The sequence below is a fragment of the Rhodoferax sp. GW821-FHT10B06 genome (assembly GCF_059415605.1).
Genome location: NZ_JBWKNO010000021.1, coordinates 23,577 through 37,063 on the forward strand (window position 1 = coordinate 23,577; position 13,487 = coordinate 37,063).

The 13,487-nt window shown below is 58.6% G+C and carries 15 protein-coding genes; 5 read left to right on the forward strand and 10 right to left on the reverse strand.

Annotated features, from left to right (window positions below; all coding sequences use genetic code 11):
- Positions 1–74: 74 nt before the first annotated feature.
- The 3 genes from AC07O2_RS23105 to AC07O2_RS23115 form a co-directional block, all read right to left on the reverse strand.
- Positions 75–1,250 (reverse strand): EAL domain-containing protein, encoded by a 1,176-nt coding sequence (locus AC07O2_RS23105; protein ID WP_495234562.1) that lies wholly within the window; start codon positions 1,248–1,250, stop codon positions 75–77.
- A gap of 249 nt (positions 1,251–1,499) precedes the next feature.
- Positions 1,500–2,195 carry a flagellar brake protein gene (locus tag AC07O2_RS23110; RefSeq protein ID WP_495234563.1) on the reverse strand — a complete coding sequence of 232 codons (696 nt, stop codon included), beginning with the start codon at positions 2,193–2,195 and terminating at the stop codon, positions 1,500–1,502.
- 121 nt (positions 2,196–2,316) lie between these two features.
- On the reverse strand, positions 2,317–3,246 hold the full coding sequence (locus AC07O2_RS23115) for an FHA domain-containing protein (protein ID WP_495234564.1): 930 nt from the start codon (positions 3,244–3,246) through the stop codon (positions 2,317–2,319).
- A 240-nt stretch (positions 3,247–3,486) separates the two neighbouring features.
- Between AC07O2_RS23115 and AC07O2_RS23120 the strand changes: the two genes are divergently transcribed.
- Complete coding sequence (locus AC07O2_RS23120; RefSeq protein ID WP_495234565.1) at positions 3,487–3,828, forward strand: hypothetical protein; 342 nt, start codon at positions 3,487–3,489, stop codon at positions 3,826–3,828.
- Positions 3,829–3,835: 7 nt separating this feature from the next.
- Here the strand turns inward: AC07O2_RS23120 and AC07O2_RS23125 are convergent, their stop codons facing one another.
- From AC07O2_RS23125 to guaB, 5 genes are all read right to left on the reverse strand, one after another.
- Positions 3,836–4,840, reverse strand: coding sequence for an LD-carboxypeptidase (locus AC07O2_RS23125; RefSeq protein WP_495234566.1), 1,005 nt, complete (start codon positions 4,838–4,840; stop codon positions 3,836–3,838).
- 24 nt (positions 4,841–4,864) lie between these two features.
- Positions 4,865–5,986, reverse strand: a complete 1,122-nt coding sequence (gene tadA, locus AC07O2_RS23130; protein ID WP_495234567.1) for a tRNA adenosine(34) deaminase TadA — start codon at positions 5,984–5,986, stop codon at positions 4,865–4,867.
- A gap of 60 nt (positions 5,987–6,046) precedes the next feature.
- A complete protein-coding gene (locus AC07O2_RS23135) occupies positions 6,047–6,241 on the reverse strand; it encodes a hypothetical protein (RefSeq protein ID WP_495234568.1) in 195 nt (64 codons plus the stop codon).
- Between the two features lie 23 nt (positions 6,242–6,264).
- Entirely contained in the window at positions 6,265–7,881 is a 1,617-nt protein-coding gene (gene guaA, locus AC07O2_RS23140) for a glutamine-hydrolyzing GMP synthase (protein ID WP_495234569.1), read from the reverse strand.
- Between the two features lie 72 nt (positions 7,882–7,953).
- Complete coding sequence (guaB, locus tag AC07O2_RS23145) at positions 7,954–9,423, reverse strand: IMP dehydrogenase (RefSeq protein WP_495096674.1); 1,470 nt, start codon at positions 9,421–9,423, stop codon at positions 7,954–7,956.
- Positions 9,424–9,553: 130 nt separating this feature from the next.
- Between guaB and AC07O2_RS23150 the strand changes: the two genes are divergently transcribed.
- Positions 9,554–10,039: a DUF4124 domain-containing protein gene (locus AC07O2_RS23150; protein ID WP_495096675.1), complete on the forward strand. Its 486-nt coding sequence runs from the start codon at positions 9,554–9,556 to the stop codon at positions 10,037–10,039.
- A gap of 15 nt (positions 10,040–10,054) precedes the next feature.
- Here AC07O2_RS23150 and AC07O2_RS23155 read toward each other — a convergent pair whose 3' ends face one another.
- Both AC07O2_RS23155 and AC07O2_RS23160 read right to left on the reverse strand, forming a co-directional pair.
- Positions 10,055–10,390: an RnfH family protein gene (locus tag AC07O2_RS23155; RefSeq protein ID WP_495234570.1), complete on the reverse strand. Its 336-nt coding sequence runs from the start codon at positions 10,388–10,390 to the stop codon at positions 10,055–10,057.
- Positions 10,387–10,827 (reverse strand): type II toxin-antitoxin system RatA family toxin, encoded by a 441-nt coding sequence (locus AC07O2_RS23160; RefSeq protein WP_495096677.1) that lies wholly within the window; start codon positions 10,825–10,827, stop codon positions 10,387–10,389. Before AC07O2_RS23160 ends, AC07O2_RS23155 begins: the two co-directional genes overlap by 4 nt.
- 60 nt (positions 10,828–10,887) lie before the next feature.
- Between AC07O2_RS23160 and smpB the strand changes: the two genes are divergently transcribed.
- From smpB to AC07O2_RS23175, 3 genes are all read left to right on the forward strand, one after another.
- On the forward strand, positions 10,888–11,361 hold the full coding sequence (gene smpB, locus AC07O2_RS23165) for an SsrA-binding protein SmpB (protein WP_490594157.1): 474 nt from the start codon (positions 10,888–10,890) through the stop codon (positions 11,359–11,361).
- A gap of 115 nt (positions 11,362–11,476) precedes the next feature.
- Positions 11,477–13,006 carry a methyl-accepting chemotaxis protein gene (locus AC07O2_RS23170; protein ID WP_495234571.1) on the forward strand — a complete coding sequence of 510 codons (1,530 nt, stop codon included), beginning with the start codon at positions 11,477–11,479 and terminating at the stop codon, positions 13,004–13,006.
- Between the two features lie 48 nt (positions 13,007–13,054).
- Positions 13,055–13,450 (forward strand): hypothetical protein, encoded by a 396-nt coding sequence (locus tag AC07O2_RS23175; RefSeq protein ID WP_495234572.1) that lies wholly within the window; start codon positions 13,055–13,057, stop codon positions 13,448–13,450.
- Positions 13,451–13,487 lie beyond the last annotated feature (37 nt).

A 13,487-nucleotide genomic window follows, 5' to 3' on the forward strand; every position in this document is an offset into this window, starting at 1 on the left:
ATTTTTGTACGTTGGCCAAGAACGGCAAGGGCTCATTCCTGGAAAAATTTTACCGTTGAGTCCCTAGTACACCCTTATATTTTGCGGTGCCCCGATTCAAAGTGCAGGAAGGCCTCGCGTAAATCTGAGCGTAGCATCCCCTCATCCCAGGGTTTGGTAAGAAATTTGTAGATAGCACCGCGGTTGATTGCCTCAGAGACACTGCGCAGATCGGCGTAACCGGAAAGAACTAAACGAACGGTATGAGGATGGAGATCGCGGACTCGCGAAAGAAACTCAGAACCACTCATTTCCGGCATGCGCTGGTCCGAGACAATCACTTGCACCGGATGGATCGATAGAAGTTCCAAGCCTTCCCGTGCACTACTAGCTGTGATGATATCGTAGCCATCCAAACGCAACACGCGTTTGAGCGCAGACAGCACATTCGCTTCATCATCCACCAAAAGCAATGTCCGACGTTCGTGAGTGGGCTGGGGCGGGAGGATCAGGGTCCTCCTCAGTACCAGCAGTTCTTCGAAGTCGTCCGCTGGTAAAGGTCGACTGAAGTAATAGCCCTGCATCTCGTCACAATGGTGTTGACGCAGGTAATTCGCCTGCCCTTCGGTTTCCACGCCTTCGGCGATCACCGACATACGCAAGTTGTGGGCGAGACCAATGATCGCCAAGCATATAGCTGCATCTTCAGGCTCGGTGGTCAGGTTGCGCACAAAGGATTGATCTATCTTCAAGTGATCGATAGGCAAACGCCGCAGTCGACTAAGTGAAGAATGGCCGGTGCCGAAATCATCCAACGATATCTTGATACCAGTCGTCCTTAGCTCTTGCAACGTAGCTGCGGCCTCATCAACACTGTCCATCAACGTGGATTCAGTGATTTCTATTTCTAGGTACTTGGCATCCAGTTGGTTGGCCGCAAGTTCCTGGCGGATAAATTGGACCAAATTCTTCTGGCGAAACTGAAGCGCCGACAGGTTGACTGCCACCGGCGGCACAGATAGGCCACGATCCAGCCAAACACGTTGCTGCCGACAGACGTTCTGGACCACCCATTCACCAAGCGGCAAGATCAGACCCGTTTTCTCAGCCATGGGAATGAATTCCGATGGAGGAACTAAGCCCCGCTCAGGGTGCTGCCATCGTATCAGTGCTTCGGCACCACAAATGTCACCGCCCGCCAAATTGACCCGAGGCTGGAAGTAAACCCTTAGTTCATTGAGCGCCAGCGCCCTCCGGAGTTCAAATTCCATAGTAAAAGTGCGTAATACGCTCGTTCCTTTCTGCTGAACAAAAACGAAACCGGCTGCCCCCTTTAAACTTCACATTTGGTATTCCGCAATAGGTTATCACCTTCAATGCCGTTCTTCAGGGTAATGCTGAAAAAGTCCAAAAATGGCACACGTAGAGGACTGAGCCATGAAGAAGTCGAACAAGTTTTCATCCGAGGTCCGCGAGCGCGTAGTGCGTATGGTGCAGAAGCAATGTTGCTGCAGTCACCCTCAACTGCGATGCACTAACAATGTCTCGTAGACAAAGTTCTGCAGCACGACTTGCTTGGCTGCGTCAATATCGTGGAAGTTAATGCCGTGGGAATACACGGTCTGAAACGTGGCTCCATCGGCGGTACTGCCAGCCGATTGCTGCAGACTGCGGATGGAGGCTGTCGTTGCTATCGTGACCAACTGATCTGCGGTCTGGTCATTCAACGAAAACTCAATAGCTATGACGTCGCCAGTAGTGCCTAGAGACTTGCTGGTGGAGATCAATGCGCCTGAAAGGCTGATATCCGACAGCGTGGCTGTCGTAACGTCTTCGGCCTCTACCGGGCTTTTCACACGCACGGGTAAGTTTGCTTTGACACGAACAGCTTTGCGTAAACCCACTTTTTGGATAGCTGCGGGAAAGGCCAGCAACATAAAGTTGCGAGGCGTTAGCATCACAGACTCAATTCGGCTATCAAAGGTAAAAACGGATACGCCTGTAAAGACCCGTATGACCACCCCCATGCCTTCTTGCAAGGTAACCATGGCGCCATTGTCTTGCGGAATTGTCAGTAACAGGTACTCGCCCGCGACAAAGCCGATCAGCGTTGAGTAATGCACCACAGCGTTATTGCTGTGGTTCAAAAGAATCTGAAGTCGTACGCCAACTTGTAGATTCATGTCTTCGAATTCAATGGTGTTCTTCTTAGTCATATGTATTGCTGGGCCTGCCGCTCGCAGACAAGAGTCTGGCGGCTATGCCGCCGTGTCCATCGCGCAAATTTTAGTCGCTCACATTCCGATCCCCTAAGGCGCAGGAAAGACGGCAAGGTGTCTAAAAAAACGAGAAATGCGGATGTGACAGCGAGAAGCGAACCGTGGGCGTACTGAAGTCATTGAAAGGTACACCGAGTGCAATTTCCCCGGAGGCATGCAGCACGCAGTCATTCCGACGCAACGGTACATCGTTATCGCTGCCGACAAACCGCACCCAGGTGCCGAAGCTGCTCATATCGGTAAGAAAAAATGCCCCTTTACGCCATTCAATCTTGGCATGCAGGCGGGATACACGGGGGTCCTCGATGAAGAATTCGGCAGTTTCGGCCCGCCCCAGATGTACCGGCATAGCTGCAGACGAAAAGCTGCTGCAGTGGTCCAGATAGGCCAGATGGATTTGCCCGGTGGAGCGTTCGACAGGGTGCTCGGTTTGCAGCAACGTGGCCTGCATAGTCAGGAACTCGGACACGGCGCCGTCCTGCCATTCGAGTCGGTATAAAGGCAGGGGCTCCGCCCTGCCCCGTATGCTCACCGGCCCCAGGCGCAAAAAGCGCAGGCCAGAATCATCGCCCAACGCATCGACCAAGGCTTCAGTCATCCAGACCTGGTTGGCACCCGAAAGATCACTCAAGCGAGATGCAACATTGACCGCATCTCCATAGCAGTCACCCTCCACCTCCACCACTTCGCCGTAGGCGATGCCAGCCTTGATTTCCATGCGAATGGCGGCCGGCCATTTCAGCAACCTGAGTTGGTGGCCACGTTGAATGTCGGTCACAGCGCGAACCGCATTTTCTGCATTGATAAAGACGGCCAATACACCGTCGCCCAGCTTTTTCACCACGCGACCCTGGTACGCCACGCAGACGTCACCGATCCATTGCGTCAACCGTGTCACCGTCTGGGCCGCTTTGGCATTGCCAAGAGCTTCATAGAAAGCAGTACTTCCGGTGAGATCGACAAATACGACGGTGGCCTGAACGCCCATGGTGGTAGCGGTGTAGTGATTGTGAAAAGAAAATACGATAGTGCCGTGAAATTATGCGGGCAAAGTGTGGTTCCCCCGCTGGGCTTTCAAGTATTGGAGGCTGATGTTATGCAATCACATGCCTTAAGTATGTTCCAAGCTGGCAAATGAAGGGTTTGCTCTATAAAGACTGCACGGGGCAATTGGGTCTTGGTATAAATGCGGGATTCAGTTACTCGTGCAATACCCACTTATTTGCCTATGGCCGCCCCTAAAAACTCCGTGCTGCTCAGCCTGTTCAGCTTTTTCCGTCCGGAGTCTGGCCGGGTGGATGCTCGGCAGGAGCAGCAGTTGGAGTTGATCCGCTCGACGATGCTGTCTTGCCTGGAGACGGCAGTGGCCGACCCCTCTTACTTGGAACGCAAGATACGTACCGCCAAGGATGTGCAAGTCTTGTGGTACCTGCGCGCGGACCTGATGGCTACTTTGGCCAGCCAGAGCGGGGAAATAGATGCACGCGCCAAGATGGAGCACGTTACACGGCTGTTCCAGGGTGCGTTGCCCCGCAGCCTGAAGGCGCGTCCTAGCTCACTGGGCAGCTAAGCGGTTTTCAGTGGTGATGGGTGTGGTCGTGGCTGGGGTCCGTGCATCCAGACGGCAAATGCCCCCATACGATCAGCGCTTCGCGCCCTTCCACGGCCAGCTCCACCTTGGCACCCACAGGTAGCAAGACCTTGGTGGGAACATGCCCAAATGGCAGCTGGGTCAGAACGGGTACTTTCAGCTGACTGCGCAGCCAGGACAACACCGTCGCCATCCGGAAGTTGCCATCATGCGGCACCTTGGTGAAACCGGTGAACTGCCCCAGCACCACCGCCTTTTGGCGCGCCAGCACACCGCTGTACAGCAACTGGGTCAGCATGCGCTCGATGCGATACGGGTGCTCGCCCACGTCCTCCAGAAACAGCACGCCGCCCTGGATGTCCGGGAAATATGGCGTACCGATCTGCGACACGAGGACTGAAAGATTACCACCCCACAGCGTAGCGTCTTTGATATAAAAACTGCCGCTAGCGCAATCAGAATCTGCGCTGGCAGCTACTGAATCAATAGCAAGTTGAGCATCTTCGCGGCCCAGTCGCCAGCCGGTGCCCTCGCCCTGCCCTTCGACCAGGTCGTCGAAGCAGGCTTCCATGATGTCGTCCGGCAGCTCCGCCGTGCCGAAGTCTTCGCCCAATGCCGGCCCGGCCCAGGTGATGGCACCGGTTTGCGCCAGCAGCGCGTTTTGCAAAGCTGTGAAATCGCTGAACCCGACAAACTGCGTGCCGTGATGGATGGCATGGGTCACGGCAGCGTAGTCGATCTGGCCTAGCAGGCGCGTCAGTCCGTAGCCACCGCGTGAAATCAACGCAACGTCGGCACCACTTGCGGCCGCACGGTGGATGGCGGCAACGCGGGTGGCATCGTCGCCGGCAAAGCGCATATGGCTCTTGAGGGCATCGGTGTCGATTTCCACCGTATGGCCCAGGGATTTGAGGCGGGCGACGCCGCGTTTGAAAGCAGCCTTGTCGCGCACTGCGCCAGAGGGGGAGTAAATATAGATATGTTTAGTCACGCGCAGGAGTATCCCATTGGCCGATCAGGCAGGATTGAAATAGGTGGCGGCCTGCTGCGCCGCTTGCAGTCCCGGTGGGCAAGCCAGTTGAAGCGTCTGCCCATGCCATGTGCCGGGCACAGCTTGAGTGCCCTGCTCCGCTGCCCAGCGGGCCCATGCACGCGGAGCTGCACGATGCCCGGGATCAGGAAAAGGGGCATCGTCTGCCATATGCGCGGAGGCCGGCTGCAACACCAACAAGCCTTGAAAAACCTCGGGCATCTTTGTCAGCAAGGCCTGGCCCAACGGGTCACCCGCTTGTAAAACCAGCACTACGCGGTGCAGCGCCAGGTGCTGCACCCATTCCCGCAGGATGCGGCAATGCCAGTCCAGACTGTGTAAAGTCTCTTTCTTGGGTTTGTCGCTGCGGCCAAACCCGACCAGGTCAGGCACCAGCACGCGCTGTCCCGCCGCCAGCAATGGCGACAGCATCTGCCGGTACTGGTACCCCCAACCGGAGGCGCTGTGCAGGCAAACATAGCTGAGACCCGCAGCGTGCGGGCCCTCGTCAACGTAGGCCATGCGCAAGCCCGCGAGCGCAGGCAGATCGCTGATGTACTGCGTGGCCCATGAAAAATCGGCCAAGCCGGCAAACTGGGCTTTTGGCGTGCGCAAAGCATCTTCACGTAGTACGTGGCGCGCCTGGCGTTGCGCTGCCCGCCGCTGCTGAAAAAAGTCTTGCAGCAGTGCGGCGCATTCTTCAGCCAGCATGCCGCCGTGCACCTGGGTCTGGTGGTTCAGCTGGGACTGGGCGAATACGTTCAGCACCGATCCGGCCGCACCGGTCTTAGGGTCGGCTGCGCCAAACACCACGCGTTGCAGCCGTGCGTGCAGCATGGCGCCACTGCACATGGTGCAGGGCTCCAGGGTGACGAACATCTCGCAGCCGTCCAGCCGGTAATTGCCCAACGCCTGGGCTGCTGCACGCAGGGCGACGATTTCGGCATGGGCTGTGGGGTCATGACTATCCACGGGCGCATTGCGCCCGCTGGCAATCACCTTGCCATCTTTCACGACCACGGCGCCGACAGGCACCTCACCAGCAGCCGCGGCCAGACCTGCTTCAGCCAGGGCCAGCCGCATTGCATCGGCGTCACTCAAGGCCATGTTTGCTATGAATTAAGTAGCAACTGCCACAGATAAAACCTGCGCCAACTGCCAAAAACATCAAGGTTTTTCATCGGGCAGCATGCGCGGCTGCTGCAAGGCTGCATCCACCGCCTGTTTGACCTGCTGAGGCATGTTTTGCGCCGAGGCGGCGGCCTGCGGCGTTTGCACCGCAGGTGCCAGCTGCTTCTTGGCCAGCAGACCCAGCACAAGCACTACCAGCAGCAAACCCAGGAGGCTAAAAATAGTGCGCATGGTTCAGGTCCGATGGATCAGCCTTATTCCCACTCGATGGTGGCTGGCGGCTTGCTCGATACGTCGTAGGTCACGCGGTTGATGCCACGCACTTCGTTGATGATGCGGCCAGACACCTTCTTCAGCAACGCATAGGGCAGCTCGGCCCAATCGGCGGTCATGAAGTCGCTGGTTTGCACGGCGCGCAGGGCCACCACATAGTCGTAGGTACGGCCGTCGCCCATCACGCCCACGCTCTTCACCGGCAGAAACACGGTAAAGGCCTGGCTGGTCAGTTGGTACCAGGTTTTGCCCGTAGCTTCGTCCTTGAAGTTGTGCAACTCTTCGATAAAGATCGCGTCGGCACGGCGCAGCAGGTCGGCGTATTCCTTCTTGACTTCGCCCAGGATCCGCACACCCAGGCCGGGGCCGGGAAACGGGTGGCGGTACACCATGTTGTATGGCAGGCCCAGGGCCACGCCAAGTTCGCGTACCTCGTCTTTAAACAGCTCGCGCAGCGGTTCCAGCAACTTCAGACCCAACTGCTCGGGCAGGCCGCCAACGTTGTGGTGGCTCTTGATGGTGACGGCTTTTTTGCTCTTGGCGCCGCCGGACTCGATCACGTCGGGGTAAATCGTGCCCTGGGCCAGCCATTTAGCGCCCTTGGCGCCCTCGCCTTTCAGCTTGGCGGCCTCTTGTTTGAATACGGTGACGAACTCGCCGCCGATGATCTTGCGCTTGGCTTCGGGGTCGCTCACACCGGCCAGTTTGCCCAGGAACAGGTCGGAAGCATCGGCGCGGATGACCTTGGCGTGCAGCTTGCCGACGAACATGTCCATCACCATATCGCCTTCGTTCAGGCGCAGCAGGCCGTGGTCGACGAACACGCAGGTCAGCTGGTCGCCGATGGCGCGGTGGATCAGGGCCGCGGCCACCGACGAATCGACGCCGCCGGACAGACCCAGGATCACTTCTTCGTCACCCACCTGCTCGCGGATGTGCGCTACGGCTTCGCTGATGTAGTCGCCCATCACCCAATCGGGCTTGGTGGCGCAGATGCCCAGCACAAAGCGGTTCAGCAGCGCCTGGCCTTGCACGGTGTGCGTGACTTCGGGGTGGAACTGCACGGCATAGAAGTTACGGGCTTCGTCGGCCATGCCGGCGATCGGGCAGCCGTCGGTGCTGGCCATTAGCTTGAAGCCGGGTGGTAGCTCGGTCACCTTGTCGCCGTGGCTCATCCAGACGTTCAGCATGCCCTCGCCTTCGGGCGTGGTGAAGTCGGCAATGTCTTTCAACAAAGCGGTATGGCCGCGGGCGCGCACGGCCGCAAAGCCGAATTCGCGGGTATGGCCGGTTTCCACCTTGCCACCCAGCTGCTGGGCCATGGTTTGCATGCCGTAGCAGATGCCCAGCACTGGCAGACCCAGTTCGAACACTACCTGGGGCGCGCGGTCAGTGGTGTCTTCGGTCACGCTGGCGTGGCTGCCGGACAGGATGACGCCCTTCAGATTGCCGTCTGCGGCGTAATTGCGAATCCACTCGTCTGTCACATCGCAGGGATGGACTTCACAGAACACATGGGCTTCGCGTACACGGCGGGCGATGAGTTGGGTGACTTGGGAGCCGAAGTCGAGGATAAGGATTTTTTGGTGCGTAGACATGAACGGACGTGAGGTCAAAATCAAAAACGGGCAGCGCGTGGGCTGCCCGGATGGGGTTACTTACCGTATGCCTTATTCCGAACGGTAGTTCGGGGCTTCCTTGGTGATCTGCACATCATGGACATGGCTTTCGCGAATGCCGGCAGAGGTGATTTCCACGAACTCGGCCTTGTTCTTCATGTCGTCGATAGTGGCGCAGCCGCAATATCCCATGCTGGCGCGGATACCGCCGGCCATTTGGAAAATGATGGACACCATAGAGCCCTTATAGGGCACGCGACCTTCGATGCCTTCGGGTACCAGCTTGTCGGCGTTCGGGTTACCCGTGCTGACTTCCTGGAAGTAGCGGTCGGCACTACCTTGCTGCATGGCGCCAATGCTGCCCATGCCACGGTAGCTCTTGTAGCTGCGGCCTTGAAACAGCACCACCTCACCCGGAGCCTCTTCGGTGCCGGCGAACATGCCGCCCATCATCACGGTGCTAGCGCCTGCCGCAATGGCTTTGGCGATGTCGCCGCTGTAGCGGATGCCACCGTCGGCAATCAGCGGTACGCCGGAGCCTTGCAAGGCGGTCGCCACGTTGTCGATAGCCATGATTTGTGGCACACCCACACCCGCCACGATACGGGTGGTGCAAATGCTGCCGGGGCCAATGCCAACCTTGACTGCATCGGCGCCGGCTTCGGCCAGCGCCAGAGCCGCCGCGCCGGTGGCGATGTTGCCGCCGATCACGTCGATTTGTGGGTAGTTTTGCTTGATCCAACGCACGCGGTCAATCACGCCCTTACTGTGGCCGTGGGCGGTGTCTACCACGATCGCGTCCACGCCGGCACGAACCAGGGCTTCAACACGCTCTTCGGTGCCGTCACCCACGCCAACCGCAGCGCCTACGCGCAACTGGCCTCGGGCATCACGTGCGGCATTGGGGAAGCTGGTCTGCTTGGTGATGTCCTTGACGGTGATCAGGCCCTTGAGCTCGAATGCATCGTTGACCACCAGCAGGCGTTCCAGCTTGGACTTGTTCAGCAATGCCTTGGCTTCGGCCAAGGAGGCGCCTTCCGTCACGGTGACCAGCTTTTCGCGTGGCGTCATGATCTGGCTGACTGGCACGTCGTAGCGGGTTTCAAAACGCAAATCGCGGCTGGTGACGATGCCGACCACCTTGCCGCCATCGCAGACCGGAAAGCCCGAAATGCCCAGCTGTGCCGACATATCGATCACCTGGCGCACGGTGTGGCTCGGGGTGATGATGACAGGATCACGCAGCACGCCGGACTCGTAGCGCTTGACCTTCAGCACTTCAGCGGCTTGCTGCTTGGGGGTGAAGTTTTTGTGCACGATACCCATGCCGCCCTCTTGTGCCATGGCAATAGCCAGACGGGCTTCGGTCACCGTGTCCATGGCGGCAGACACCAGGGGCAGGTTCAGGGTAATGTTGCGGGATAGACGGGTGGCAAGAGACGTGTCCTTGGGCAGGACTTGGGAGAACGCTGGCACCAACAACACATCGTCGAAAGTGAGCGCTTTTCCTAGCAGGCGCATATCAAAGCTCCAAAAGTCGTATTGTACTAGCCCGCAGCAGGGGTATTTTTTGCGCAACAGCAGCGCTCGGAGAAGCTGTAGGGCCAAAGCATTCATACCCTTGCAGGCATGCGGCCGCTAAACTAGCGGCATGAAATTGCACAAAATGCTCGTAGTCGCTTTGGGATGTGGGCTGTCGTTGGCGGCTTTTGCGCAATGGCAGTGGATGGATAACACCGGAAGCAAGGTTTTTAGTGACCGCCCGCCACCACCCGACATTCCCGCCAAAAATATTTTGAAGCAGCCAGGCGGCACTCTGAAGATCAAGGCCGCAGCGCCGGAGGTACCGGCTTCTGCCGCATCCGCCCCCAAGATCAGTGGCGTGGACAAGGCCTTGGAAGAGAAAAAGAAGCAGGCAGAAGACGCGGAGGCCGCCAAGCGCAAGGCCGAAGCGGATAAAAATGCCGCGGCCAAGGCAGAGAACTGCACCCGCGCCCGCCAATCCAAGATTCAATACGATTCCGGCATACGCATTGCGCGCGTAAATGAAAAAGGTGAACGGGAAATTTTGGACGACGCTGCGCGCAATGCCGAATCGCAGCGCATCCAGGACGTAATCAACGCCGACTGCAAATAAAGCTGTAGACCTAGCTTAATAGCCCGATTTAGCCCCGGCTCGCTTCTGGGCAAACAAACCGGTGGTACGCGCGCCCTGACGCTTGAAGCGGGTGCGCCGCGCTTCCATAGGGTCTGCTGTCAGGGGACGGTAAATTTCCACCCGGTCGCCGTCTTCCAGTACCAGCTTCAGTTGCGCCTTGCGACCCCAAACACCCAGCGCTGCCTCGGAGAGATTGATGTCGGGAAACCGTGTCAGTACATCGCTGGCTCGCACGGCATCTTCCAGGCTGGAGCCCTGCGGCAACAACAACGAGCGTTCGAAAACCTCCCGCGGCGCCGACGAATACACCAGCGTGATGTTGATGTTCACCCGTACACCTGCTCGGCGCGTTTGACAAAGGCATCCACCAGACTGCCTGCGATGCGATCAAACACGGGCCCCACCAGGGCCGACAAGGCCACGCTGTCAAAACCGTAGTTCAGCTGCAGGTCCACGCGGCAGGCGCGTTGCTGGCCGTCGCCCACGGGGGTGAATTGCCAGTCGCCGTCCAAGTTGGAGAATGGGCCTTTGACGAGCTTCATACCCACCCGGCGCCCCGGCACATGGGTGTTCTGGGTGGTGAACTTCTGATGCAGGCCGCTGAAAGCAATACCCACTTCGGCGGTCATGCCGTTCTCATCCTGGGCCAGCACAGAGGCGTGGTCGCACCAGGGTAAAAACTGCGGATACAGCTCAACTTGGGTGACAAGCTTGAACATTTCCTCGGCGCTGTACCAGATCAGGACGGACTTATGGACGTTTTTCATAGAATGGAAGGCTGCGCGGAATTGTAAAACCTGCACCGCACGCTTTCCGACTTGTACCCCATGGCCAAAAAACCCGATACCAACACCCGCATTGCCGACAATAAAAAGGCCGCTTTCAACTACTTCTTTGAGGAGCGCATTGAATGCGGGCTGGTGCTTGAGGGGTGGGAGGTCAAGTCGCTGCGTGAAGGCAAGGTGCAACTGACCGACGGCTATGTCGTGGTGCGCAATGGCGAACTCTTCATCATCGGCTGCCAGATCCACCCCTTGAATTCGGCCTCCACCCACATCAGCCCGGACAAGGTGCGCACCAAGAAGCTGCTGCTGCACAAAGAGCAGATCAAGAAGCTGATCGTCAAGACCGAACAAAAGGGCTACACGCTGGTGCCGCTAAACCTGCATTGGAAAGGCGGCAAGATCAAATGCGAAATCGCGCTGGCCAAGGGCAAGGCCGAGCATGACAAGCGCGACACCATCAAGGACCGCGAAGGCAAGCGCGAGGTGGAGCGCGCAATGAAGTCGCGCCAGCGCTAGGCGCGTGCGGGCGGCGCTATCGCCGCTATCGCCGTCTACCCCCTGGTAAAAGCCGCTGGCTTCCGCCCAGGATGTTCGTTAGCATGGGCCTGGCACTCTGTAACGAAAGCTCACCATGAAATTGCGCAACCAAATTCTTTCTCTGGGCTTGGTCGGTGTTCTCATGGCCGGACTGGTGGGAGGCATCGGTTTGCTCAATGCCAAACGTCTGACCACGGCCATCAATGGCTCCATCGGCATGGGGGTTGCACTGCAAAGCAGCCAGGAGGCGGACATGATGCACGACGCCGTGCGCGGCGATGTGCTGCTGGCCCTGCTGGGAGCGACCAGCAAGGACGAAGGCCAGATTGACGAAGCCAAAAAAGGTTTGTCCGAGCACGCCAAAATATTTAACGATGCGCTGAAAACGCTGCAAGGTCTGCCCATATCGCCCGAGGTCAAGGCTGTCGTCGATAAGACCTTGCCGATGGTGAAGAGCTACACCGACTCTGCCGCCGTAGTACTGGGCCAGGCATCCACCGACCTGGCAGCCGCACAAGCCGCCGTGCCGGCCTTCCAGAAAGCCTTTGCCGACCTGGAAAAGCAGATGGCCGAACAGTCCGACGCCATCGAGAAAAGTGGCCACGACATGAACCAGGAAGCGCAGGACCAGGCCAACCAGTCCCTGGTGCAAATTGGTCTGGCCCTGGCCCTGGCCAGCGCCGTGCTGGTGGTGGCGGCGCTCTGGCTGGCCAAATACCTGGCGCAACCCATGGCCCACGCCATGCACATCGCCGACCAGCTATCAAAGGGGGATTTGTCGGTCGCGGTGCAGCCTGCAGGCAACGAAGAAACCATACAGCTGCTCAAGTCCATGGCGCACATGCAAGCCAATTTTGCGGGCATCGTGCACAGCGTTAAAAGCAATGCCGAAAGTGTGGCCACGGCCAGCGCAGAAATCTCTCAGGGCAATCACGACCTGAGCGCGCGCACAGAAAACCAGGTCAGCGCGCTGGAACAAACCGCCGCGTCCATGGAGGAACTGGGCTCCACCGTCAAACAGAATGCCAGCAACGCCCAGCAAGCCAACCAGTTGGCCCAGAACGCATCCACCGTGGCCGTGCAAGGCGGTCAGGTAGTAGGCCAGGTGGTGGAAACCATGAAGGGCATACATGACAGCTCGACCAAGATTTCCGACATCATCAGCGTGATCGACGGCATTGCCTTCCAGACCAATATCCTGGCCTTGAATGCTGCCGTGGAAGCCGCCCGCGCGGGCGAGCAAGGTCGCGGCTTTGCCGTGGTGGCCAGCGAGGTGCGCAGCCTGGCCGGACGCAGCGCCAACGCGGCCAAGGAGATCAAGTTTCTCATCAACGACAGTGTGGAGCGGGTAGCCCGGGGCACCAGCCTGGTAGACCAGGCCGGTAGCACCATGACCGAAGTAGTGGGTGCCATTCGCAAGGTCACCGACATCATGGGCGAAATCAGCCGGGCCAGCAACGAACAGTCAGTCGGCGTGTCACAGGTCGGTGAAGCCGTCACCCAAATGGACCAGGCCACCCAGCAGAACGCGGCCCTGGTCGAAGAAATGGCCGCCGCCGCCAGCGGGCTCAAGACCCAGGCTGACGGCCTGGTGCAAGCCGTGGCTGTGTTCAAACTAGCCTGATCTGAGGCAATGGGGGAACTTCAGCGCGCGCGCCGTATCATTCAGGGCATGCGTTATTGGCTTTGGTTTCTGCTCATCGTCTCGCTGCCCTTGCGTGCCTGGGTGGGTGATGCCATGGCTTTGGAAATGCTGAAGCCCCACCCAGCCGCTATGCAAAATATAGCTACTGGCGCAGCTATTACCAGCGCCAGCGCTGTTTTTGATGAGGATATGCCAGCCGAACACATGGATTGCGCCGGCCATTCCAGTCAGCCCGAACCCGATGCGGCGCCCCACTGCGGCGATGGCAGCTGCAGCCTGTGCCAGGTCTGCCACTCCGTGGCAACGGCGGCGTCCATACCAGTCTCGGCGCTGGCGTGGACACCCCATGTACGGCCCCATGCGGGCGGCACGCCGTACGCCAGCGCCGCCGCCGCACTAGCGCTGAAACCACCCATTTCCTGAACTCCCTAGCCGTAGTCCGTCTGTACTGCGCCTGATG